The following is a 22,797-nucleotide window of genomic DNA, read 5'->3' as shown; positions in this document are numbered from 1 at the left end:
CCTGTGCCACCATCGACATCAGTCCAACCCCACAGGAAACTCCCCAAAAGGGATTTTCTTTGCTGCAAGGAGTACGTGTGCTCACTGTCGGTGACAAGTTCCCCGAGTTCGACCTGACCGCCTGTGTCTCGCTGGAGAAGGGCGCGGAGTTCGAGCAGATCAACCACAAGACCTACGAGGGCAAGTGGAAGATCGTCTTCGCATGGCCCAAGGACTTCACCTTCGTGTGCCCGACCGAGATCGCGGCCTTCGGCAAGCTGAACGACGAGTTCGCCGACCGTGACGCCCAGATCCTCGGCTTCTCCGGCGACTCCGAGTTCGTGCACCACGCCTGGCGCAAGGACCACCCGGACCTGACGGACCTGCCCTTCCCGATGCTGGCCGACTCGAAGCACGAGCTCATGCGTGACCTCGGCATCGAGGGCGAGGACGGCTTCGCGCAGCGCGCCGTCTTCATCGTCGACCAGAACAACGAGATCCAGTTCACGATGGTGACCGCCGGTTCCGTGGGCCGTAACCCCAAGGAGGTCCTCCGGGTCCTCGACGCCCTGCAGACCGACGAGCTCTGCCCCTGCAACTGGAGCAAGGGCGACGAGACCCTCGACCCGGTCGCGCTGCTCTCCGGCGAGTGAACGGAGCCTTCTGAGATGGCACTCGACGAACTGAAGTCCGCCGTACCGGACTACGCCAAGGACCTCCGCCTGAACCTGGGCTCGGTCATCGGCAACAGCGACCTGCCGCAGCAGCAGCTGTGGGGCACCGTGCTGGCCTGCGCCATCGCGTCCCGCTCCCCGAAGGTGCTGCGCGAGCTGGAGCCCGAGGCGAAGGCGAACCTCTCCCCCGAGGCGTACACCGCCGCCAAGTCGGCCGCCGCCGTCATGGCGATGAACAACGTCTTCTACCGCACGCGCCACCTGCTCTCCGACCCGGAGTACGGGACGCTGCGCGCCGGTCTGCGGATGAACGTCATCGGCAACCCGGGCGTGGAGAAGGTCGACTTCGAGCTGTGGTCCCTCGCGGTCTCCGCGATCAACGGCTGCGGCCAGTGCCTGGACTCGCACGAGCAGGTCCTGCGCAAGGCCGGTGTCGACCGCGAGACGATCCAGGAGGCGTTCAAGATCGCCGCCGTCCTGCAGGCGGTCGGCGTCACGCTCGACTCCGAGGCTCACCTGGCGGAGTAGTCCTCCGCACCGTCGATCACCGGCTTCGCCGGGCTCGTCCGCGAAACGCCGGACGGGCTGGAGAGATCCAGCCCGTCCGGCGTTCGTCGTAGGTCCTGACCGCTCCGGTCTACTCCGCCCGCTCCGCCTGCTCCACCTGCTCCGGCCGCTCGGCCGGGGACGCGTCCGCGGCGGTCGCACCCCGCGGCTGCGGCGCCTGCTTGAGGGCCGTCTCCCGGGAGTACGCCCGCAGGTAGCCGACGACGGTGTTCGTGACGGCGACCAGCGGGACCGCGACGACCGCGCCGCCGATCCCGGCGACCAGACCGCCCGCGGCGACCGAGAGGACCACCGCGAGCGGGTGCACCCGCACCGCGCGGCCCAGGATGAACGGCTGCAGGATGTGGCCCTCGATCTGCTGCACGGCGAGGACCACGACCAGCGCCATCACCGCGGTGAACACGCCCTGGGTGACCAGCGCGACGACGACCGCGAGCGCGCCCGACACGACCGCGCCCACCAGCGGGATGAACGCGGCAAGGAAGATGATGACGGCGAGCGGCACCGCCATCGGCACACCCAGGAAGTAGATGCCGAGGCCGATGAAGATGGCGTCGATCAGAGCGACTATCACCGTGCCGCGCACGTACGCGGTGAGCGTGCGCCAGGCCCTCGGGCCCGCGCCCGCGATGCCGGGCCGCGCCTGGGCGGGCACCAGCTTCAGCGTCCACTGCCAGATCCGCTTGCCGTCGTAGAGCAGGAACAGCGTCGAGAACATCGCGAGCAGGATGCCGGTCATCGCCTCGACGATGACCGTGACGCCTTCGAGGCCCGCGGAGGTGAGTTCCTCCGTGTTGGCGCCGACCGCGTCGCGCAGGCTCTTGGCGATCTTGTTGATCTGGTCCTCGGTCACGTGGAAGGGGCTGTTGAGCAGCCACTTGCGCAGGTCCTCGATGCCGTCCTGGATCTGCCGCGACAGTTCGTCGGCGTTCTCCATGACCTGCCACACCACGAACCAGCCGACCAGGCCCATGATGACGAAGCCGAGGATCGCGGTGACCGCGGTGGCCAGGCCGCGGGGCAGGCCCAGATTCCTCAGGCGGGCCACCGTGGGCTGCAGCATCGCGGTGATCAGCAGGGCCGCCACGAAGGCGAGCACCACCAGCTGCACCGCGCTGATGACCTTCATGAGCACCCAGAGGGTGCCCGCGAGCACGAGCAGCCGCCAGCCGGCCTCGGCCGCGACCCGCATGCCCCACGGCACGGCCGCCACGGGGTCGGGCCTGGCCGCGACCGCCGGGGCGTAGGCGGGCGGGGCGGGCACGTGGTCCTGCTCCACGGCGTCCTCGTCGGCAAAGGTGTGGTCGCCGGCGTCGTCCCGTCCCCGCTTGCGCAGGAGGTCGCGGGACTCGTCGGCTTCCGCCTCGGCCTCCCGGTCGCGACGCTTCTCGTTCAACCGCTCGTTCATCCCGCTCAGTCCGGCACCGAGCCGGCCGAGCCATCCTGGCAGTCGCGACATGTTCCGTCCTCTTCCCCCGACTTTCCCCGCCACTCCTCTCTGGAGCCGTCGCACCGACCGTACACGGCGAAGACCCCCCACCGGATGACGGTGAGGGGCCCTCGATGTCGAGCGCGGTACGGCCGGACGCGGGCCTAGTACCAGTTGTTCGCCTGCCAGAAGCTCCATGCTCCGCACGGGCTGCCGTAGCGGTCGTTCATGTAGTTGAGGCCCCACTTTATCTGGGTGGCCGGGTTCGTCTGCCAGTCGGCGCCCGCCGAGGCCATCTTGGAACCGGGCAGCGCCTGGACGAGGCCGTAGGCACCCGACGAGGCGTTGGTCGCCTTGTAGTTCCACGTGGACTCGTGGTTGACGATGTTGCTGAAGCACTGGAACTGATCCCCGGGGATCATCTGCCGTGCCATCGCCTGGACCTGGGAGACCGTGTACGAGCTCTGCGGCGCGAAGCTCTTGGCGTCGCGGGCGGAGGAGCGGCTGGCCTTGGCCTCGGCCTTCTCCTCGCGCTCCTTCTTGGCGGCGGCCTTCTTGGCCGCCTCCTCCTTCTCCGCGGCCTTCTGCTTCTCGATCGCCGAGGCGGCGGCCTGCTTGCGGGCCTCCTCCGCGGCGGTCTTCTTGGCCGCGGTGTCCGCGGCCATGGCCTGGGCGTCGGCCTGCTGCGTCAGGGACGCGGTCTGGACCTGGGCCTGCTGTCCCGCGGGGATCTCTGCGAGGAGCGTCGCTTCGCTGGCGGTCGCCTCGAGATCGTTCGTGTTCGAGGGCTGGGTGTCGCCCGAGGCGACACCCACGACAGCGCCGACGGTGGTGACCGCGGTGGCAGAAGCCACGGCGAATCCCCGGACCGAAATCCGGCTCACACGGTTTCCTTCCAGCAGCGTCCGCACCGGTGACCCCGCGGACGCAATCGTGCCCCTGGCGCTGGCCTCCGCTGGCGATCGGTCACGGGAGGCGCGGGCCCGGTGGGCAACTCCCGGGAAGGGAGAGCCGCGTGGTGCTGCGGGCGGCATGCGACGGTCACTATGAAGTTCTGTGGTGCCTGAGTTGTCGTACCGCTGGGGGTACACGTGTGTCGCATGCGGGGCCTGACAGGACTGAGACTCTGCCCCAGCGGGACGTCGCAAGGCAATTCCCCATGCCGTGGGAAAGCTCACACCCCGTTTGCCCCAGGAGTTTTCTGGAAAGCGACACGCACGAAGACGCCGCCCGGCTAGGATCGCTCGCTTCGCCGGACGGCGCCAACTACCGCTCATCTGCCGCGAACTGACCCGGAAGAGTCAGATGCGGCAGTTCCCCCGGATCCCCTCAGAGATGACCGTCCTCCAGCATTTCGGTCACCAGCGCCGCGATCTGCGAGCGCTCCGAACGGGTGAGGGTGATGTGCGCGAAGAGCGGATGGCCCTTCAGCTTCTCGACGACGGCGACCACGCCGTCGTACCGCCCCACGCGGAGGTTGTCGCGCTGGGCCACGTCATGGGTCAGCACGACACGTGAATTCGCCCCGATCCGGGACAGAACGGTCAACAGGACGTTCCGCTCCAGGGATTGCGCCTCGTCCACGATCACGAACGCGTCGTGCAGGGAGCGCCCGCGGATGTGGGTGAGCGGAAGCACCTCCAGCATCCCGCGCGCCGTGATCTCCTCGATGACCTCCTTGCCCGCCACCGAGCCCAGCGTGTCGAAGACCGCCTGGGCCCACGGGCCCATCTTCTCGGCCTCGGTGCCGGGCAGATAGCCGAGCTCCTGCCCGCCGACCGCGTACAGCGGACGGAAGACCATCACCTTCTGGTGCTGGCGGCGCTCCAGGACCGCCTCCAGGCCCGCGCAGAGCGCGAGCGCCGACTTGCCGGTGCCGGCCCGGCCGCCCATCGAGACGATCCCGACGTCCGGGTCCAGGAGGAGGTCGAGCGCGACCCGCTGCTCGGCGCTCCTGCCCTTGAGGCCGAAGGCCTCCCGGTCGCCGCGGACCAGCCGGACATTGCCCTCGGCCGTCACGCGGCCCAGCGCCTTGCCCCGCTCGGACTGGATCGTCAGGCCCGTGTGCACGGGCAGGTCCGCCGCCTCGGGGACGTACAGCGTGTCCTCCTCGAAGAGGAGGTCCACCTGTTCGGCCGAGAGGGTCAGTTCGGACATTCCGGTCCAGCCGGAGTCCGTGATGGCGAGTTCCGCCCGGTACTCCTCGGCGAGGAGCCCGACCGAGGACGCCTTGATCCTGAGCGGCAGGTCCTTGGACACGACGGTGACGTCGTACCCCTCGGCCTGGAGATTGCGCGCTACGGCGAGAATCCGTGAGTCGTTGTCCCCCAACCGGTAGCCGGCCGGGAGCACGCCGGGATCGGAGTGGTTGAGCTCGACGCGCAGCGCACCGCCCAGGTCCCCGACCGGGATCGGGGCGTCCAGACGGCCGTGCCGGATACGGAGGTCGTCCAGCAGGCGCAGCGCCTGCCGGGCGAAGTAGCCGAGCTCCGGATGGTGCCTCTTGGCCTCCAACTCCGTCACCACGACGACGGGCAGCACGACTTCGTGCTCGTCGAAGCGGGACAGGGCGTTCGGGTCGGCCAGCAGGACGCTGGTGTCGAGAACATAGGTGCGCCTGTCGGGCATGCGGCGCTTTGTGCTGGTCACCACGGAAGGACGTACCCCCTCGGATGAGGTCGGGGAGCGACGGGAGGGATACCGGGTGCGATCCGGCGGGTGTGAGCCGGACCGGTCACGGGCCGCGATGCGCGGGCCGAGCGCCGGCCCTCCACGTCGCCCGTGCTGCTCACACGGTCGTCCTGGTGCAAAGGGCCTCCCGGGCGGACGACCCATGCCGTCCGCTGAGATACGACGTCCCTTTCGGACACTGCGCGGACGTCGACCTGGAAGGGGTATTCCCTCGAACATGCGCAGCCATGCCAGGGCATATGACGACGCGTTGGTTAACTCTGGGTTACCCCGACCTCAGGGGCAGCCGGGGGTCATCCCCCGTAACGGCGGTGGCGCGCCGCGTAATCACGCAGCGCACGCAGGAAGTCGACCTTCCGGAAGGCCGGCCAGAAGACTTCGCAGAAGTAGTACTCGGAGTGAGCGGACTGCCAGAGCATGAACCCGGACAGCCGCTGTTCACCACTCGTTCGGATCACCAGGTCGGGGTCCGGCTGGCCGCTGGTGTAGAGGTGCTTGGAGATCTGGTCGATGTCGACCTTCTCCGCGACCTCCTCCAGGGCGGTGCCCCGGTCCGCGTGCTCCAGGAGCAGCGAGCGGACCGCGTCGGCGATCTCCTGGCGGCCGCCGTAGCCGACCGCCACGTTGACCAGTATTCCCTTGTTGTGGCGGGTCGCCTCTTCGGCTTCCTTCATGACCATCTGGGTGTGGGCGGGCAGCAGGTCGAGCGCGCCGACGTGGTGCACGCGCCAGCGGCCGTCGGCGACGAGCGAGCGGACGGTGGCCTCGATGATGCCCAGGAGCGGCTTCAGCTCGTCGTCCGGGCGGTCGAAGTTGTCGGTCGAGAGCATCCACAGCGTGACGACCTCGACGTCCGTCTCCGCGCACCAGCCGAGGAACTCCTCGATCTTGTGCGCGCCCGCCTGGTGACCCTCTGCGGTGGTCCCGCCCGCAGCCTTCGCCCAACGACGGTTGCCGTCGAGGATGACCCCGATGTGCTTCGGCACCTGGTCGTGGTCGAGGCGGCCTTCCACCCGGCGTGCGTAAAGTCCGTACACCAGGTCGCGCAGGTTCACGTGTGTCAGCCTCCAGGAGATGGCGGTCCTCAAGGGGCGCGCCCAGAGCAACCCCGAGGGCGACACCCTACCGCCGCTCGAGCATCCCTCCACAGTCGGGTGGCAGGGCGCTGAAGTAGCTTCGTACCCATGAACGACACGTCTCTGTATCGCGCGGCACAGGACCGGTACGACTCCATGGAGTACCGGCGCACCGGCCGCAGCGGCCTGAAGCTGCCCGCGGTCTCGCTCGGCCTCTGGCACAACTTCGGCGACGACAAGGCCCTGGAGACGCAGCGCGGGATCCTGCGCCGCGCCTTCGACCTGGGCGTCACCCACTTCGACCTGGCGAACAACTACGGGCCGCCGCCCGGTTCGGCCGAGCTCAACTTCGGCAAGCTCTTCGCGCAGGACTTCGCCGCGTACCGCGACGAGCTGGTCATCTCCACGAAGGCCGGCTATCTGATGCACCCCGGCCCGTACGGCGAGTGGGGCAGCCGCAAGTACCTGCTGTCCTCGCTGGACGCGTCGCTGGAGCGGATGGGTCTCGACTACGTCGACATCTTCTACTCCCACCGCTTCGACCCGGACACCCCGCTGGAAGAGACGATGGGCGCCCTCGCCTCGGCGGTCCAGCAGGGCAAGGCGCTCTACGTGGGTGTCTCCTCGTACAACAGCGAGCAGACCGCCGAAGCGGCGCGGCTGCTGCGGGAGATGGGCGTGCCCGCCCTCATCCACCAGCCGTCGTACTCGATGATCAACCGCTGGACCGAGGACGACGGGCTGCTCGACACGCTGGAGCAGGCCGGCATGGGCTGCATCTCCTTCGTGCCGCTGGCCCAGGGCCTGCTCACGAACAAGTACCTGACGGGCATCCCGGAGGGCTCGCGGGCCACGCAGGGCAAGTCGCTCGACCCGCAGCTCCTGAGCGACGAGGTCGTGCGCCGTCTCAACGGCCTGAACGACATCGCGGCGGGCCGCGGCCAGTCCCTCGCGCAGCTCGCCCTCAACTGGGTGCTGCGCGACGAGCGGATGACCTCCGCGCTGATCGGCGCGTCCAGCGTCAAGCAGCTGGAGGAGAACGTGGCGGCGCTCGCGGGCCCGAAGCTGACGGACGAGGAGCTCACCGCGATCGACACGTTCGCCGTGTCGACGCCGGGCACCAACATCTGGGCCGGGCGGAGCTGACCGGGACGCGCCCCCCGGGATGCACGGGAGCCCCGGAGTGGATGGTTGCACTCCGGGGCTCCCGTGCGTCCCGAGGGGCGGGACGGCGCCCGGTCAGGCGCGCGGCCGCTTGAACCACGCGCCGGCGGCGCTCTGCGAGAGCAGGATGACCGTGGCGATCGCGCCGAGCATCGGCAGCAGCCCGGCCGGGTTGCCCGAGGAGGCGCCGCCGAGCCCGAGGACTATCTGGACGCTCATCAGGACGATGCAGGTGACGCGGATGCCCTGGCCCGCGCTGCCGAACCGGAAGGCCATGCCGGCCGCGACCAGCAGGCAGATGTTCACGCCGATCGCCGCGCCCGCCGTCTCCGGATTGGCCAGGCCGATCAGGGCGGCGCCGCCTAGGACGGTGAGACCGGCGAGGGTCCAGATGATGATCTGCGCGGTGCGGACGACCCCGGGCATCTGCTGCGGAGGCATCGGGCCGTAGCCGTAGCCGTATCCCTGTCCGTAGCCGTGTCCGTAGCCGTGTCCGTAGCCGTGTCCGTGTCCAGGGCCGGGCCCGTAGGCGTGGGCGGGGTCCTGGGCCGGACCGTTGTAGGTGGGGAGGCCGGGCTGGGCGGCGGGGGGCGGCGGGCCGGGCTGGGTGCCGGGGGGCGGGCCGGGCTGGGGAGCGGAGGGTGGGGGGTGCGGGTTCGACATGTCCCTGACGATATCCGGATGCCGATCTTCCGTGATCTTCCGCGGTCTTCCGTGATCCTTTGCGGCCCTTCGCACCTCTTGGCGCCCCTTCGTGCTCTTTCACGGGGGCGGTCGGCGGGCATGCGGGCCGCCCGCGCCGTGGCACAAAAAAATCGGGCCGGTCCATGGGGGGGAGATGGACCGGCCCGAGGGGGGGTTTCCACCATAACCCTTCGTAAGTGCGGATGGGTGCATCGGCGTGCCACAACTACTCTCCGAGACCGGCCGACGACTGCGCGATCCCGTTCTACCGGCGGAATCAGGGGTTCGAGGGCGGATTTCGGCCGGGCGGGGCCGTACCTCCCACGGGGGACCCCCCGGAGGATCGCGCGCTTGACGCCACGGGTGCGCGCGGCGCTAATTTCGCGGGCATGGCGACGATGACGGTCAGCACCCCCACGGCCGGGGGCCCGCCGGAGCTCTCCGGGCCGGTCCCGCTGGAGATCGCGGACTCGGCGCGGGCGCGGCACCGGGGACTGCTCGGGCGCACGGGCCTGCCGGGGGCGCTGCTCCTGACGCCGGCGAGCAGTGTGCACACCGTGCGGATGCGGTTCGCCATCGATGTGGCATATCTCGACCGTGCGTTGCGCGTCCTGTCCGTCCGGACGATGCGTCCGGGGCGGATCGGACTGCCGCGCCCGCGGGCCCGGCACGTGCTGGAGGCGGAGGCCGGGGCGATGGCCGGGTGGGGCGTACGGCCGGGTGCGCTGATCGTCGTGCACGGCGGGGCGCAGGGCGCCGGGTGAGGGCTCGCGGTGCCGCGCGGCCCCCTCCACCGCGCGGCACCGCACGCGCGATTTGCTCACGCGAATTAGCCTTGGTCTGAACTTACGGGAAGGCGACGGGCGGATCGAGCCAGTATTGATAACGATGCGGAATCATGGCTTCAATTCCGGGGCGTACGTCACCTTCTGGGAGTTCCGCGCGATCAGTGCGCCTTGCCCGAATTGATCGGCTACGCAACGCTTTCCGCGGCCGCGGTCTTGTGCGCGATCACTTGGTGCATGTGCTGATCGCCCCACAACCCCAGGGGAACCAGGGCGGTGTTGAGGGACTCGCCGAGATCGGTCAGGGAGTACTCGACCTTCGGCGGGACCTCCGGATAGACCTCGCGGTGCACGATGCCGTCGGACACCAGCTCGCGCAGCTGCTGGGTCAGCACCTTCTCGCTGACACCGGCGATGTGCCGCCTCAGCTCGCCGAAGCGCAGCGTCACGCCCTCGTGCAGCGCCCAGAGGATCATGGGCTTCCACTTGCCGCCGACCACGTCCACCGCGACATCGAGCCCGCAGGTGTACGTCCCCCTGACCTTCGGCACGACCAACTCCTCGGGATTCCGGGGCCACTTACCCCTCCGACAGTACCGGCTCGTCCACCGGCTTGCGCAGGTCGAAGAGGTGGCGCGTGCTGTGCGCGACGAAGGGGCCCGACGCCTGGATCCGGTCGTGCAGTTCGCGCAGGCGCGGACGGTACGCCTCCACGGTGAAGCCGGGGACCATCCACACCACCTTCCGCAGGAAGTGGACGACGGCGCCGATGTCGTGGAACTCCATCCGCAGCCGCTCGGCGCGCAGGTCCACCACCTCCAGGCCGGCCGCCTCGGCCTCGGCGCGCTCCAGGTCGGGGTGGCGGCCGTTCCTGACCTCGGCGGGCTGCGGGCCCAGGAAGTACTCGACGACCTCGAAGACGCTGGCGGGGCCGACGTGCTGGGCGAAGTAGGTGCCGCCGGGGCGCAGGACGCGGGCGATCTCCTCGAAGTGCGCCTTGACCGGGTGGCGGCTGGTGACGAGGTCGAACGCGCCGTCGGCGAACGGCAGCGGCGCGTCCTCGGGCGAGGCGACGACCGCGACGCCCCGCGGGTGCAGCAGGGCGGTGGCCTTGGCGACGTTCGCCGGCCAGCCCTCGGTGGCGACGGCGAGCGGCGGCAGGACGGCGGCCGAGGCGAGCACCTCGCCGCCGCCCGTCTGGATGTCGAGGCTCGCCGAGGCCCCGGCGAGCCGCCCCGCCATCGCCTCCGCGTACCGCCAGGAGGGCCGCGCCTCGGTGGCCCGGCCCTCGAACCAGGAGAAGTCCCACCCTTCGGTGGGCGCGGCCTCGGCCTCGGCGACGAGGTCGTCGAAGGTGCGGGGGGCTCGGGGGGTGCGGGAGGTGCCAGGGGTGCGGGGGGTGGCGTCGGGGCTCATGGGGCAATCCTGACATCGGGGACGCCCCCGGCACATCAGGGTTTCGCCGTCGGGCTCCCCGCCGCCCCTGCGCCGCCGTCCGACGCTCCGCGCGGGAACGACACCTCGACGCGGCGGTTCTTCTTGCGGCCCTCCTCGGAGCCGTTGTCGGCGATCGGGTAGTCCTCGCTGTAGCCGCGCACGGAGAAGGTGACCTCGGGGCCGAGGTGGGTGGCCAGCTCGTCGTGCACGGCCTCGGCACGGGCCCGGGACAGCTTCTTGCCGTGCCCGTAGGAGCCGAGGTCGTCCGTGAAGCCGAAGACGCGGACGTCCGTCGCCTTCTGGGCCCTGGCCTCCTCCGCGATCGCCTTGATCCGGGCGTTCGCCTCCGGGTTCAGCTTCGAGCTGTCCTTGGGGAAGAGGACCTCCGCCTGCAGCGCGAACTTCACGTCGGTGTTGGTGTCCTCGCGCCGCTCCTCGCCGCCGAGGTCCTCGACGACGGACTTGATGTCCAGCACCTTGGCGGGCGCCAGCGTGGCCCCGTCGGCGAGCTTGAGGCCGGGACTGTTGGAGTCGACCTCGGGCGGCGGCGACGTGGTGGTGCTGCCCGGCGGGGCGCCGGGGTCGTCGTCGGCGAGGGCGGGCGGGGCGAAGAGGACGAGGGCGGTGAGGGTCGCGGCGGCGGCCAGGGTGGTGGTGCGCGGGCGGGGCCCGGGCCGGGGGCGCGACCCGGACCGGGATCGCGATCGGGTGAGGGGGAGGTGGGTCATGGGGTCACTCGCCCTCGGAGATCTCTATGGGGGCGGGGGGCATGGCGCCGACTTGGAAGGTGACTTTGGTGGTGCCTTCGGGTGGGGCGGGGAACTGGGCGAACCAGCTGGCCGTCTCGCCCTGCTTCACCCGACCGTTGAACTTGGTGCACAGGCAGCGCCCCGACGTGTCCCTGAGGACGAGGTACTTCTTCTTCCCACCGGTGTCCACCAGGCTGGAGCCCGACAAGGAACCGCCGTTGGAACGCAACTCGCGTTCGTCGCTGGCCCAGTCGGCACCCATCCACGAGCGGCTCCCGTTGTTCGTCACCGTGCCCGAGACGGTGACGAAGCCGCCCCCGTCCCTGCGGGCCGACGTGATCGTGACGCCGAGGTCACCGTCCTTGGTCTCCGCGAGAGCCTCGTCCTCCGGAGGGCTCTCGTTCTCCTTCGGCTTCTCGTCGTCCTTGCCCTTCTCCGCCGCTGACGACGAGGACCCGGACTTCTCGGGCTTGTCGTCGTCTCCCCCACCGCCGCAGCCGGCGACCGCGAGGACCAGCCCAGTCGTGATCGCCACAGCGGTCATTGCCCTGCGGGTCGTCGTGGTGCGCCGAATGTTCATTGCTACGGCTTCCCCTCTCTCGTCCATCGCTTGTCAGTCGGCCAGGTGCACGGCGAAGAGGACGGACGCGTCGGGGAGGTCGCCCGGCTCGAAGTCGTCCGGGTCGATCTCGATGGGATCGCCGCCGTCGCAGATGAGTTCCACGGGCTTGTCCGGATCGGCCTCCGGGCCGACGTCGCAGCGCGGTGCGATGACGGCGGTGGCATCGGCCTTGGCGTGCTTCGACTCCGTGCCCGGAATGATCGAGTCACCGACGGTGTACCTGGTCTCGATCTCCGCGCGGAAGCCCGGGTGGCCGTTCACCTCGGTGGGGCCGAAACCGATGACGGTCGCGTCGTTGTCGGCGGCCAGCGCGTCGGCCGCGCCGCGGGCACCGGCACCGGTGAACCGGTCGCCCAGCAGCCAGTCGAGCCAGTCGTCGCTCTCGCCGATGGACAGCTCGAGGCCGTCGACGAGCTCGTCCCTGGCGTCCTGGGCCGCCGCGAGCGCCGCCGCGTCGGCGGCCGACTGGGCGCCGTTGCGGGCGGAAGCGGCCTGGGCGAACGCGAAGAAGGCGAAGGCGACGAAGAGCAGAATCCCCGTCAGCCAGATGTAGATGGGGAGAGTCTGCCCTCGGTCGCCGTGGCGGACCGCGGCCGTCAGCCGCCGACCACGTCGTCGACCGCGTCCCCGATGGCAGAGGAGATCGTGCCGTCCAGGCCCAGTTGGTCGATCAACGTGAAGATCCCCGCAATAAGAATCATCAGCCCCGCATACTCCACGAACCCCGCTCCCGCATCCCGGTCCCTCCCCCGGACCCGGGACGCCACCGTGACCGTCCAGTCGCACCAGACTCCGAGCACGCGTTCCTTCAGCACGACGGCTCCTTCTCTCCCACCCGATACCGCGCCCTTTGTGGTCAGAGGCAACGTACGCCACAAGGCGTGCATCGGCAGCAACTCTGCGCAACGTATGCAGTATCCGGGGCGCGGCGCCCGCTAGTTGGCGGGTTCTCTTCCCCCTCGGTGAGATCACCATGCACGAAGTCCCCTCACGCGAACCGTGAACTCAGCCCTGACTGTCCCACATCGAGTTGCATCCGCGAAGGCCTTTCGCGAAGTCGGTGTTGCCGTACGGGGTCCGCCCATGTCAACGGCCCAGGATGGAGCCGAAGTCGGAGCCCGAGCCGAGGAACATCCCCGCGGCGATCAGGATCATCGTCGCCGGGAGCATGAAGACCAGCGTCACCATGGTCGCCTTGGGGATCGTCTTCGCCGCCCTGCGACGGGAGTTCTGCGCGTCCGTGCGGCGCATGTCCGTGGCGAGCTGGATGAGCGTGTCCGCGATCGGGGAGCCCAGTTCCTCGCCCTGCTGGAGGGCGGAGACGAACTGGGCGACCTGTTCGGACGCGTTGCGGCGGCGCAGGTCGTCGAAGGCCTGGCGGCGGCTGACGCCCATGTCCATCTGGCGCAGGGTGATGCGCAGTTCGTCCGCCCACGGCCCCTCGTACCGCTCGGCCACCCGGTCCAGGGCCTGGCGGAAGCCCAGGCCGGCCGAGACGACGACCGCGAGGACGTCCAGGAAGTCGGGGAGCGTGCGGTCGATGACCTCACGGCGTTCGCGGATCGCCTGCCAGATCAGCGCGTCCGCCGCGACCGCGCCGAAGGCCAGGGTGAGCAGGCCGAAGAGGGGCGAGCCGTTGGTGAGGAAGACCAGACCGAGGACGACGCCGAAGACGCCGTAGACCGCCCGCCGCGCCGCGTACCGGTCGATCGTCAGGCCGCCCGGGTTGCCCGCCATGTCGATCCTGCGGCGCTTGGCGTCGACCCTTCGCGGGCCCATCACGCGCAGGACGAGGGGGGCGAAGCGCATGCCGAGCCGGTCCACCGCCGAGTCCGCCACCGACACGCGGGTCGCGCCGACCTCCAGGGCCACGGCCAGGTCGGAGGGCAGCTTCGCGTCCGCGCGGTACATGCGGATGCCCTGGAACACGCCCGCCACGGCCAGGGCCATCACCGCCGCCAGCACCAGCGCCATCACCGTAACTCCCGTTCCCTTCGGCTGATTCGGGTCATCGTGGGCGCTAGACCTCGATCTTGCCCAGGCGTCTGATCACGAAGAAGCCGACCGCGTAGAGGCCGAGCGAGATCAGGATCAGGGTCTGGCCGAGCGGGGATCCCGTCACGCGCTCCAGGGCGCCCTCGTTCGAGGAGTTGATGAGGAGCAGGGAGCCGAGGCCCAGCAGCGGGACCGTGAAGGCCGTCGCGTGGACCTCCGAGAGCATCGTGCGGACCTCGCGCCGGGTCTCCTTGCGGTCCTCCAGGGTCTGCGTGAGGTTGCGCAGGGAGTTGACCACCGTGCCGCCCGCCTTGTTGGACAGGACGAGCGTCGTGACGAGGACTATCAGCTCGCGGGAGGGGAGGCGCTCGGCCAGCTCGCCGAGGGTGTCGTCGATGGAACGGCCCATCGTCAACTGGTCGGCGACGTGCGAGAGCTCCTCGCCCGCCGGGGCCTCCAGCTCCTCCGCCGCCATCGCCAGGGACGTGCGCAGGGCGAGGCCCGCCGCCGTGGCGTTGGCCAGGATGCGGGCCACGTCGGGGAGTTGGTTGATGAAGGCCTCGATGCGCTTCTGCCGCTGCCAGTTGAGGAACGCCACCGCGCCCCACACCGCCACGAGGCCCGCGATCGGGCCGAAGAACGGCGCGAGGGTGGCCGCCGCGATCAGCCAGAGCGCGACGACGACCGCGACGACGTAGGTGAAGAACTCGCCCGGCGTCAGGTCGAGGCCCGTCGCGGAGAGCCGCAGGTGCAGGGACCGGCCGAGCCGGGTGCGGCGCAGCCGGCGGTCGACGGCCGCGAAGCGGCGGGCGCGGCCGGGCGGGCCGCCGTCGCCCGTGCCGGGGCCGAGCGCGAGGCGGTCGACCAGGGCCTGGCGCTGGGCGCGCCCGGAGGCGTAGGTGTGGATGCCGGCGACGGCGAGGGTGCCGGTCAGGACCGTGGCGCCGAGGGCGAGGAGGGCGGGGTCGTTCATCCGATGGCTTCCCTCGTGTTCAGTGCGTCGACGGCTTCCGTCACGCCGAACGCGGGCGGCACGGGTTCGTTGGCCACGTACAGCTTGTCGGCGACCTCGCGCGGCAGCGGCAGGTGCTCGAAGCAGCCGTGCACCACGCGGTCGGCGCCGAGCGGGCGGGGCACGAAGCGGGTGACGGGGACGATGCGGAACTGCTGGCGTCCGTGCGAGACGAGCAGCACGATCTCGGCGACCTTGCGGGAGCCGTCGCCGTGCCGGGCGAGCTGGATGACCACGTCGACGGCCGAGTTGATCTGGTCCTTCAGGGCCTCGAAGGGGATCTGGACCTCCGACATGGAGCCGAGGGTCTGCATGCGCATCAGGGCGTCCTCGGCGGTGTTCGCGTGGACGGTCGCCAGGGAGCCGTCGTGGCCCGTCGACATCGCCTGGAGCATGTCGAGGGTCTCGCCGCCGCGGACCTCGCCGACGATGATGCGGTCGGGGCGCATGCGCAGGCTGTTGCGGACCAGGTCGCGGATGGTGATCTGGCCCTTGCCCTCGACGTTCGGGGGGCGGGATTCGAGGCGGATGACGTGCTCCTGCTGGAGCTGGAGCTCGGCGGAGTCCTCGATGGTGATGATGCGTTCGTGGGCGGGGATCAGGCCGGAGAGGGCGTTCAGGAGCGTCGTCTTGCCGGTGCCCGTGCCGCCGCTGACGATGAGGTTGAAGCGGGCGCGGACGAACGCGGCGAGCAGCATCAGCATGTGCTCGTCGAGCGAGCCGAGGCCGATGAGTTCGGGCAGCGTGTAGGCGCGGGGGAAGCGGCGGATGGTGAGCGTGGCGCCGGTCAGCGCGAGCGGCGGGATGATCACGTTGACGCGCTCGCCGGTGGGCAGGCGGGCGTCGACCATGGGGTTCGACTCGTCCACGCGGCGGTTGACGGTGGAGACGATGCGTTCGATGGTCTGCATCAGCTGCTCCTCGGAGGCGAAGCGCAGCGGGAGCTGTTCGACGCGCCCCGCGCGCTCGACGAAGATCGAGTCGGGGCCGTTGACCATGATCTCCGTGATGGAGGCGTCGGCGAGCAGCGGTTCGAGGACGCCGAGCCCGAGGGCCTCGTCGACGACCCGGCGGATCAGCTGGGCGCGCTCGGAGGTGGAGAGGACCGGGCCCTCGCGGCTGATGATGTGGCCGAGCACGCGCTCCAGGCGGACCCGCCGGTCCGCCGCGGCGAGCGAGGACATCTCGGCGAGGTCGATCTCCTCCAGGAGCTTGGCGCGGTAGACGGCGACGAGGCCGTCGTCCCGGCTCGGCTCCGGCTGGTGGGTGGGTGCGACGCGGTCCCGCAGGCTCATGTCGGGGTTCAACCTCCTTCGTACGTACGGGAGTCGGCGGCTCTGCGGGCGGGCTCAGTCGTCGGGGTCGTCGTTGGGCATGGTCGCCTCCTTGGTGACGCTCCAGTCCGTGTCGACGAAGGGCAGCAGGGTGGGCACCTGGACCTCGACGGTGGCGGTCGTGGTGGCGCCGCCCCGGCTGACGCCCACGGAGGCGGTGAGGTCGCCGTCCATGGCCGCCGCGCCCGCGGCCTCCCCCGGGTCGCCCTGCGAGGCGGCGCGGGCGGCGGCGCGGGCGCCCGAGCCCGCCTGGTTGGCGGCGTAGCCGACCAGGCCGAGCTGGATCGCGGCGAGGCCGACGAGCAGCAGGATCGGCAGGAATCCGGCGAACTCCAGCATGGAGACGCCCCGGTCGTCCCAGCGGCGCCGCCGCGGGCCCGGGACGGCCCGGCCGCGCCCCCGGACGCTGCGCACCCGCCTCATCCGTCGTCCCCTTCCTTCGCCGCCCCCGCCTCCCCGTCCACGTGCCATCCCGCGTCGAAGCCCGGGAAGAACACGGGGACGTCGACCGAGACGCGCGCCTTCCACACGGCGCCCTCGTCCGTGCAGGACACGTCGGCGCCCTGCCAGGCGTCGGGCAGGTGTTCCCGGGCGGCCGTCGAGCAGGCGCCGCCCGCGCCCTCCCCCGCGGCGTACGCGGCGGTGGCCGCCCGGGCCGCCTCGTCCGCGGCGTTCCCGGCCAGGGAGTACGAGTAGCCGTACAGCGCGCACTGCCAGAGGATCGTCATGACGACGAGGAGCAGCGGGAACATGCCGGCGAACTCCAGGGTGACCGCGCCCCGGTCGCCGCCCGCCGCCTTCCGGCGCAGGGCGAGTCCGGAGCGCTTGGCGCCGCCCGCGGCCTCCGGGTCGACCAGGCCCAGTTCGCCCGCCAGGCCCCACAGCGCCTGCTTGACCGTGGAGCGGCTGTCGAGGTCCTGCATGCGGCCGGCGTCGACGGCGGCCTGCAGTTCCTTGAAGCCGGCGGGGACGGTGGTGCGGGCGGTGCGGGTGCCGGTGACGCGTTCGACCAGGGAGGGCTGGATCTCGGCGCCCTTGCCGTGCCGGTTGACGACGGTGACGGTCTCCTCTGCCTTGCGGATCTGCAGGCGGTCCCAGAGGCGCACCACGCGTTTGGCGGCGCGGACGGCGACGACGTCGGGGGTGACGAGCAGCAGGGCCCGGTCGGCGAGTTCGATCGCGGTGGCGCTGGCCGCGGTGACGTAGGCGCCGCAGTCGACGACCACGACGTCGTAGCGGGCGCGCAGGGCGCCGATGGTCTGGCGGGCGACGCGGTCGGTGACCTCCTCGCCGCGCTCGCCGTCGGCGGGGGCCAGGAGCAGGCCGATGCCGCTCTCGTGGGTGTAGACGGCGTCCTGGAGGACGCGGGGCGTGATGTCGGTGATCGCCGCGAGGTCGGCGACGGAGCGCCGGAACTGCACGTCGAGGTAGGAGGCGACGTCGCCGGACTGCAGGTCGAGGTCGAGGAGGGCGACGGAGCGGCCCGAGGCGCCCGCGGCCAGCGCGAGCTGGACGGCGGTCACGGTCGTGCCGACGCCGCCCTTGGCGCCGCTGACGGCGACGACGGTGCCCGCGCCGCCGGGCCCGGCGCCGCCCGCGTACAGCTCCAGGCCGCCGTTGCCGTTGCCCAGGTGCCTGCGCATCCCGGCGGACCAGGAGGCGGCGGCCTGGACGCGCTCGGCGAGGGCGTCGTAGGCGAGCGGGAGGCCGACGATGCCGCGCGCCCCGGAGTCCATGGCGGCGGTCAGCAGGCCCGGGCTGGTGTCGGCGGTGACCAGGACGACGCCGACCGCGGGGAAGCGCAGCACGAGGTCGCGGATCAGGTCGAGGGCCGGGACGGGGCCGATGCGCTCGTGCACGAGGACGACCTCGGGCAGTTCCTCGACGGATTCGGCGGCGAGCCGCGCGAGGGTGTCGAGGAGCGCGGTGGAGTCGCCGACGGGGGGCGCGGGTTCGGTGTCGGGCAGCTGGCCGACCAGGGTGGACAGCGCGCGGGCCGCGTCGATGTCGCCGACGGCGGGGAGGATCCGAGTGGTCATACGTGACCTCCTACTTGTCCTCGTCGAGGGTGTACGTCCGGTCCCTGGGCGGCACGGTCGCGTCGCCGCCCGCGCCGACCAGGGCGAGCCGGACGTGGGTGGCGAACGACTCGGCGTACGCGACGCGCTGGGCGTCGGCGGTGCCGAGGGCGAAGGTGATGGGCACCGCCTCCGTGGCGCGGCGGCGGGTGCGGTCGTCCTGGTCGGGTTCGAGCGGGGTCAGCTTGCCGACGTCGAGCACCTTGGCGCCCTCCACGATGACTTTGGACTGGTCCTTCGCCTTGTCGGTCTCGCCCTTGAAGGTGGCGTAGATGTTGACCTTCGAGCCGGGTGTGATCTTGCCGGCGACGCCGGTGGCCGCGTCGATCATGATGGCGATCTCCTGCTGGCCGGGCCCGAGTTTGGGCCTGCGGACGATCATGTCGGACTGCAGCAGCGAGCCCTTGCGCAGCTGGGTGACGGCGATCTTGCCGCGGATGTCGGCGAGGTCGGTGACGGCGTTGCCGGAGAGCCACCGCTCGGGCATCTCGACCTTCTCGAACTGGTCGGTGGTCAGCTCCTTGTAGGGCGCGATGTCGCCCTTGAGCTTGTACGCGGCGACCTCGGGGCCCACCTTCGAGTTCACGTCGCGGATCACCGAGAGGACGCCCGCGAACGCGCCGAACGCGCACAGGACCGACAGGACCAGCAGGATGACGCCGCGGCGCTGGCGTGAGTTCATGGGCCGGACTACCTCGATCGAGTGCGGTTGGCTACGGACAGTGAGCGGGGTGGCGCACGTGCGGTCGTCGGTCGCGTACGAGGGGCGGGGCGGGCGGTCCCGTCCTAGGTGGCGCCGCGGGGCAGGGCGGTCGCGCCGCGCGCGGCGAGGGCCCGCACGGGTGGCGCGGGCCGTTCGCCGGGCGGCGGGAGCGGGGCGGCGCAGAACGCGCAGCGGTCGCCGATGAGTTCGAGGCCGCACCAGTGGCAGTCGTCGCGGCGGACGGAGGACACCAGCTGGTAGAGGACGGAGATGTCCGGGATGGCGGCGGCGAACTCGACGAGCTTGCCGGTGGCCCACCAGCGCTCGGACTCGCCGGGCAGCCGGGCCTCGGTGACGTCCTGGGACTTCCAGGCGGGGGCGAGGGTCCCGGTGATCCAGTCGGCGGGCAGGCAGCCGGGGGCGTAGAGCATCCGGGTGGCGAAGCCGGGGGCCGACAGCCGGGCCCCGTCGCCGCCGGACACCTTGACCAGCTCGGGCCGCGGGGTGGCGAGGACCGCGAACTGGGCGCCCGGCACCCAGGACTTGGCGTGCGACTGGAGGCTGACGGGCACCCGGTCGAGCTTGGCGACGGAGCCGAGCAGGGCGCCCGCGTAGATGTAGTGGGAGAGCAGGCGGGCCGCGGAGGCCAGCACGCCGGGGCTGAAGTCGCAGACGGAGAGCTGCCGCAACTGCAGGGCGAGCACGGCGAGTCCGAGCGGCGGCAGGTCGGAGCGGACGATGGCGATGCGGTCGCTCTCCAGGACCGAGCGGACCGCGTACAGCCGCTGGGCGACGGCCGCGGGCGCGGAGGCCGGGCACAGGACGACCACGTAGCCGTGGTGCTCGACGAGGGTGTCCATCTCGGTGATCGCCTGGTCGAGCGCGTACGTGCGCGGGGACTGCACGGCGGACTGCAGGACGGCGGCCGACGGGGTGTGCCGGTCGGGCGAGGGCAGCACGAGATCGGGGCCGGTGACGGCTATGGCGGTCGGCAACGCGTACACCCCCGGTCTCCTGCACTCCTGCCTCAGCACCATATCCACGTCATGGTCGCCTCAACACCCAACTTCCCACTGTTCATGTGGAGGTGGGTGATCCCGGCGGGAAGGAAGTGATGCTTGAGCCCTTGACAACTCAATTGGTCTGGACCAGCTTGTACGACCAAGCAGCACGGCGGTGGCCACCGTTCCGACGTACCTCTCCCCCCACCGGAGGCAGCAGTGGACCGCACACGCAGGAGAAGGACGGGCGCCCTCACCGGAGCCCTGGCCGCACTCGCCCTCACCCTCACCGGCGTCCTCGCCGGGGGCGTCGCGACCGCCGGCACGGGATCGGCCGGTACGCAGTCCGCGGGCGGCGCGAAGGCCGCCGCGGGCACCCGCGCCGTGCCGGAGCACGCGGTGACCGGCTACTGGCAGAACTTCGACAACGGCGCCCAGGTGCAGAAGCTGGGTGACGTGCAGGACGCGTACGACATCATCGCGGTGGCCTTCGCCGACGCGACCGGCACGCCGGGGCAGGTGACCTTCACCCTCGACTCGGCGGGCCTCGGCGGCTACACCGTCGATCAGTTCAAGGCCGACATCAAGGCCAAGCAGGCGGCCGGGAAGTCCGTGATCATCTCGGTCGGCGGCGAGAAGGGCGCGGTGTCGGTCAGCGACCCGGCGTCCGCGGCCGCCTTCGCCGACTCGGTGTACGGGCTGATGCAGGAGTACGGCTTCGACGGCGTCGACATCGACCTGGAGAACGGGCTCAACTCCACGTACATGACGCAGGCGCTCAAGTCGCTCGCGGGCAAGGCCGGTTCCGGCCTGGTCCTGACGATGGCCCCGCAGACCATCGACATGCAGTCGCCGTCGACCGAGTACTTCAAGACCGCGCTCGCCGTGAAGGACATCCTCACGGTGGTCAACATGCAGTACTACAACAGCGGTTCGATGCTCGGCTGCGACGGCAAGGTCTACAGCCAGGGCACCGTCGACTTCCTCACCGGCCTCGCCTGCATCCAGCTGGAGAACGGCCTGGCGCCCTCGCAGGTCGGCATCGGCGTCCCGGCGTCCTCCCGGGCGGCGGGCGGCGGGTACGTGGCGCCGGAGGTCGTCAACGACGCCCTGGACTGCCTGGCCAAGGGCACGGGCTGCGGCTCCTTCAAGCCGTCCAGGACGTACCCGGACATCCGGGGCGCGATGACCTGGTCGACGAACTGGGACGCCACGGCGGGCAGCACCTGGTCCGCCGCGGTGGGCGCGCACGTCCACGGCATGTAGCCGCCCGCAGGGCACCGAGAGACCGCAGCGCCGCCGCTCCCCCGGCGGCGCTGCCGATTTCCCGGCGGCGCCGCCTGTTTCCCGCCGTACGCCCCGCGCCCCGCCCGCTCCTACCAGGGCAGGTCGCGCACCTGCTGCACGCACAGGACCAGGAAGAGCAGGCCCGCCCCCGCCAGCATCACGTTGCTCACGATGCCGTTGCGCCACTGCTCGGGGGTGCGCGAGGAGTTGAGGAGCCAGAGCAGGGTGAGGGCCAGGAAGGGCATGAAGAACGCGCCCAGCACGCCGTAGGCGATGACCAGGCCGAACGGCTCGTCCAGGAAGAGCAGGCCCATCGGCGGGAAGGTCAGCCAGAGCAGGTACGCCCGGAACGGCACCGACTTCTCGCGCTTGCCCGCCGCGACCTCCCCCACCATGTCCCCCTCGGCCGCGCTCGCGTCCGGCGCCCCGGACGCCGCGCCGCGCTCGCGCCGCAGCCGCTCCACGAAGTCCGCGAACATCAGGCTCACGCCGTGCCACACGCCCATCAGCGCGCCGAAGGACGTGGCGAAGAAGCCGATCAGGAACAGGTTCGCGGTGACCGCGCCGAACTTGTCCTCCAGGACCTGGCCGAGGTCGATCAGGCCCCGGTCGCCGGAGGTCAGGGCGACGTTCGTGGAGTGCAGCAGCTCGGCACCGATGATCATCATCGCGACGACGAAGACGCCGGTGGTGACGTACGCGACGCGGTTGTCCAGGCGCATCACCTTGAGCCAGCTGATGTCGGTCCAGCCCTTGGAGTTCACCCAGTACCCGTACGCCGCCATGGTGATCGTGCCGCCGACGCCGCCGATCAGGCCCAGCGTGTAGAGCAGCGAGCCGTCCGGCAGGACCGGCGCGAGGCCCGCGAGGGCGTTGCCGAGGTCGGGGGCGACCCGCACGGCGACGTACACGACGATCAGGAACTTCATGCCGATGACGGCCGTCATGACCTTCTCGAAGACGGCGTACCGGTTGAACCAGACGAAGGCGAGGCCGAGCAGGCCGCAGATCATCGCCCACGTCTTCAGGCTCGGGCCGTCCGGGAACAGCGCCACCAGGGGCAGCGCGCTGGACGACATCGCCGTCGCGCCGTAGACGAAGCCCCAGATGACCACGTAGACGGCGAAGTAGTAGGTGGTCCAGCGGCCCAGGGTGCGCCAGCCCTCGAAGAGGGTGCGGCCGGTGGCCAGATGCCAGCGTCCGGTCGCCTCGGCCAGGGAGATCTTCACCAGGCAGCCGATGATCGCCGCCCACAGCAGGGTGTAGCCGAACTTGCTGCCCGCGATGAGCGTCGCGACGAGGTCGCCCGCCCCGACCCCGGTGGCCGCGACGACGATGCCGGGGCCGACGTACTTCCAGCTCGCCTTGCGGAGCGGGGGTTCCGCTGCGCCGGCGGCGGTGCCACTGCCAGTCGTTTCAGCCATGCCGATCAAGAAAGCGCATCGCGGCGCGCGGCACAAGAGGTTGGCCAAAGACAGCGTTGACGAGTGCATGCCAGGCCTCGACGATGGGGCCGCGCGACCCGCACTC

Annotated in this window: 24 protein-coding genes; 5 read left to right on the top strand and 19 right to left on the bottom strand. The window is 70.9% G+C overall.

Annotation, left to right across the window (positions count from 1 at the left end; genetic code table 11):
- The first annotated feature begins 77 nt into the window (after positions 1–77).
- Positions 78–632, top strand: coding sequence for a peroxiredoxin (locus ACFYXE_RS02680; RefSeq protein ID WP_361173960.1), 555 nt, complete (start codon positions 78–80; stop codon positions 630–632).
- 15 nt (positions 633–647) lie between these two features.
- Positions 648–1,181: an alkyl hydroperoxide reductase gene (locus tag ACFYXE_RS02675; RefSeq protein WP_361173957.1), complete on the top strand. Its 534-nt coding sequence runs from the start codon at positions 648–650 to the stop codon at positions 1,179–1,181.
- Between the two features lie 109 nt (positions 1,182–1,290).
- On the opposite strand, the gene ACFYXE_RS02670 is transcribed toward ACFYXE_RS02675, so the two are convergent.
- The 4 genes from ACFYXE_RS02670 to ACFYXE_RS02655 all read right to left on the bottom strand — a co-directional run bounded on the left by ACFYXE_RS02670 (position 1,291) and on the right by ACFYXE_RS02655 (position 6,395).
- Positions 1,291–2,679, bottom strand: a complete 1,389-nt coding sequence (locus ACFYXE_RS02670) for an AI-2E family transporter (RefSeq protein WP_389308171.1) — start codon at positions 2,677–2,679, stop codon at positions 1,291–1,293.
- A gap of 134 nt (positions 2,680–2,813) precedes the next feature.
- The gene (locus ACFYXE_RS02665) at positions 2,814–3,533 is read right to left on the bottom strand and encodes a lytic transglycosylase domain-containing protein (RefSeq protein WP_361180387.1); all 720 of its coding nucleotides are present in this window, start codon (positions 3,531–3,533) and stop codon (positions 2,814–2,816) included.
- 445 nt (positions 3,534–3,978) lie between these two features.
- Positions 3,979–5,301, bottom strand: a complete 1,323-nt coding sequence (locus ACFYXE_RS02660) for a PhoH family protein (RefSeq protein ID WP_361180386.1) — start codon at positions 5,299–5,301, stop codon at positions 3,979–3,981.
- 332 nt (positions 5,302–5,633) lie between these two features.
- Positions 5,634–6,395, bottom strand: coding sequence for an isoprenyl transferase (locus ACFYXE_RS02655; protein ID WP_361180385.1), 762 nt, complete (start codon positions 6,393–6,395; stop codon positions 5,634–5,636).
- Between the two features lie 129 nt (positions 6,396–6,524).
- Here ACFYXE_RS02655 and mgrA point away from each other — a divergent pair, with 129 nt between their 5' ends.
- Entirely contained in the window at positions 6,525–7,562 is a 1,038-nt protein-coding gene (gene mgrA / locus ACFYXE_RS02650; RefSeq protein WP_361180383.1) for an L-glyceraldehyde 3-phosphate reductase, read from the top strand.
- Between the two features lie 93 nt (positions 7,563–7,655).
- Here mgrA and ACFYXE_RS02645 read toward each other — a convergent pair whose 3' ends face one another.
- Entirely contained in the window at positions 7,656–8,243 is a 588-nt protein-coding gene (locus tag ACFYXE_RS02645) for a hypothetical protein (RefSeq protein WP_389308167.1), read from the bottom strand.
- Positions 8,244–8,653: 410 nt separating this feature from the next.
- Between ACFYXE_RS02645 and ACFYXE_RS02640 the strand changes: the two genes are divergently transcribed.
- A complete protein-coding gene (locus tag ACFYXE_RS02640; protein ID WP_389308165.1) occupies positions 8,654–9,028 on the top strand; it encodes a DUF192 domain-containing protein in 375 nt (124 codons plus the stop codon).
- Positions 9,029–9,237: 209 nt separating this feature from the next.
- On the opposite strand, the gene ACFYXE_RS02635 is transcribed toward ACFYXE_RS02640, so the two are convergent.
- The 13 genes from ACFYXE_RS02635 to ACFYXE_RS02575 form a co-directional block, all read right to left on the bottom strand.
- Complete coding sequence (locus tag ACFYXE_RS02635; RefSeq protein ID WP_389308163.1) at positions 9,238–9,600, bottom strand: winged helix-turn-helix transcriptional regulator; 363 nt, start codon at positions 9,598–9,600, stop codon at positions 9,238–9,240.
- Between the two features lie 28 nt (positions 9,601–9,628).
- Entirely contained in the window at positions 9,629–10,465 is an 837-nt protein-coding gene (locus ACFYXE_RS02630) for a class I SAM-dependent methyltransferase (RefSeq protein WP_389308161.1), read from the bottom strand.
- Positions 10,466–10,500: 35 nt separating this feature from the next.
- The gene (locus ACFYXE_RS02625) at positions 10,501–11,214 is read right to left on the bottom strand and encodes an OmpA family protein (protein ID WP_389308158.1); all 714 of its coding nucleotides are present in this window, start codon (positions 11,212–11,214) and stop codon (positions 10,501–10,503) included.
- Positions 11,215–11,218: 4 nt separating this feature from the next.
- Positions 11,219–11,815, bottom strand: coding sequence for a hypothetical protein (locus tag ACFYXE_RS02620; protein WP_389308156.1), 597 nt, complete (start codon positions 11,813–11,815; stop codon positions 11,219–11,221).
- 33 nt (positions 11,816–11,848) lie between these two features.
- On the bottom strand, positions 11,849–12,400 hold the full coding sequence (locus ACFYXE_RS02615; RefSeq protein ID WP_389309479.1) for a pilus assembly protein TadG-related protein: 552 nt from the start codon (positions 12,398–12,400) through the stop codon (positions 11,849–11,851).
- A 53-nt stretch (positions 12,401–12,453) separates the two neighbouring features.
- The gene (locus ACFYXE_RS02610) at positions 12,454–12,657 is read right to left on the bottom strand and encodes a hypothetical protein (protein ID WP_389309477.1); all 204 of its coding nucleotides are present in this window, start codon (positions 12,655–12,657) and stop codon (positions 12,454–12,456) included.
- Between the two features lie 286 nt (positions 12,658–12,943).
- The gene (locus ACFYXE_RS02605) at positions 12,944–13,831 is read right to left on the bottom strand and encodes a DUF5936 domain-containing protein (RefSeq protein ID WP_389308154.1); all 888 of its coding nucleotides are present in this window, start codon (positions 13,829–13,831) and stop codon (positions 12,944–12,946) included.
- Between the two features lie 46 nt (positions 13,832–13,877).
- Positions 13,878–14,825, bottom strand: coding sequence for a type II secretion system F family protein (locus tag ACFYXE_RS02600; protein ID WP_389308152.1), 948 nt, complete (start codon positions 14,823–14,825; stop codon positions 13,878–13,880).
- Positions 14,822–16,159, bottom strand: coding sequence for a CpaF family protein (locus ACFYXE_RS02595; RefSeq protein ID WP_389308150.1), 1,338 nt, complete (start codon positions 16,157–16,159; stop codon positions 14,822–14,824). Before ACFYXE_RS02595 ends, ACFYXE_RS02600 begins: the two co-directional genes overlap by 4 nt.
- A 54-nt stretch (positions 16,160–16,213) precedes the next feature.
- Positions 16,214–16,621 (bottom strand): TadE/TadG family type IV pilus assembly protein, encoded by a 408-nt coding sequence (locus tag ACFYXE_RS02590; RefSeq protein WP_389308148.1) that lies wholly within the window; start codon positions 16,619–16,621, stop codon positions 16,214–16,216.
- A complete protein-coding gene (locus ACFYXE_RS02585; protein ID WP_389308146.1) occupies positions 16,618–18,237 on the bottom strand; it encodes a CpaE family protein in 1,620 nt (539 codons plus the stop codon). Before ACFYXE_RS02585 ends, ACFYXE_RS02590 begins: the two co-directional genes overlap by 4 nt.
- A gap of 10 nt (positions 18,238–18,247) precedes the next feature.
- Entirely contained in the window at positions 18,248–18,958 is a 711-nt protein-coding gene (gene cpaB, locus ACFYXE_RS02580; RefSeq protein WP_389308144.1) for a Flp pilus assembly protein CpaB, read from the bottom strand.
- A gap of 104 nt (positions 18,959–19,062) precedes the next feature.
- A complete protein-coding gene (locus ACFYXE_RS02575) occupies positions 19,063–19,974 on the bottom strand; it encodes a hypothetical protein (protein WP_389309474.1) in 912 nt (303 codons plus the stop codon).
- A 225-nt stretch (positions 19,975–20,199) separates the two neighbouring features.
- Here ACFYXE_RS02575 and ACFYXE_RS02570 point away from each other — a divergent pair, with 225 nt between their 5' ends.
- Entirely contained in the window at positions 20,200–21,246 is a 1,047-nt protein-coding gene (locus tag ACFYXE_RS02570) for a chitinase (RefSeq protein WP_361177387.1), read from the top strand.
- A 110-nt stretch (positions 21,247–21,356) separates the two neighbouring features.
- Here the strand turns inward: ACFYXE_RS02570 and ACFYXE_RS02565 are convergent, their stop codons facing one another.
- Positions 21,357–22,691, bottom strand: coding sequence for an Nramp family divalent metal transporter (locus ACFYXE_RS02565; RefSeq protein ID WP_389308142.1), 1,335 nt, complete (start codon positions 22,689–22,691; stop codon positions 21,357–21,359).
- Positions 22,692–22,797 lie beyond the last annotated feature (106 nt).

The organism is Streptomyces sp. NPDC002564 (assembly GCF_042889645.1).
Classification (GTDB): domain Bacteria; phylum Actinomycetota; class Actinomycetes; order Streptomycetales; family Streptomycetaceae; genus Streptomyces.
Note: the sequence above shows the minus strand (reverse complement) of the source record. Positions and strands in the feature narration are given on the sequence as shown.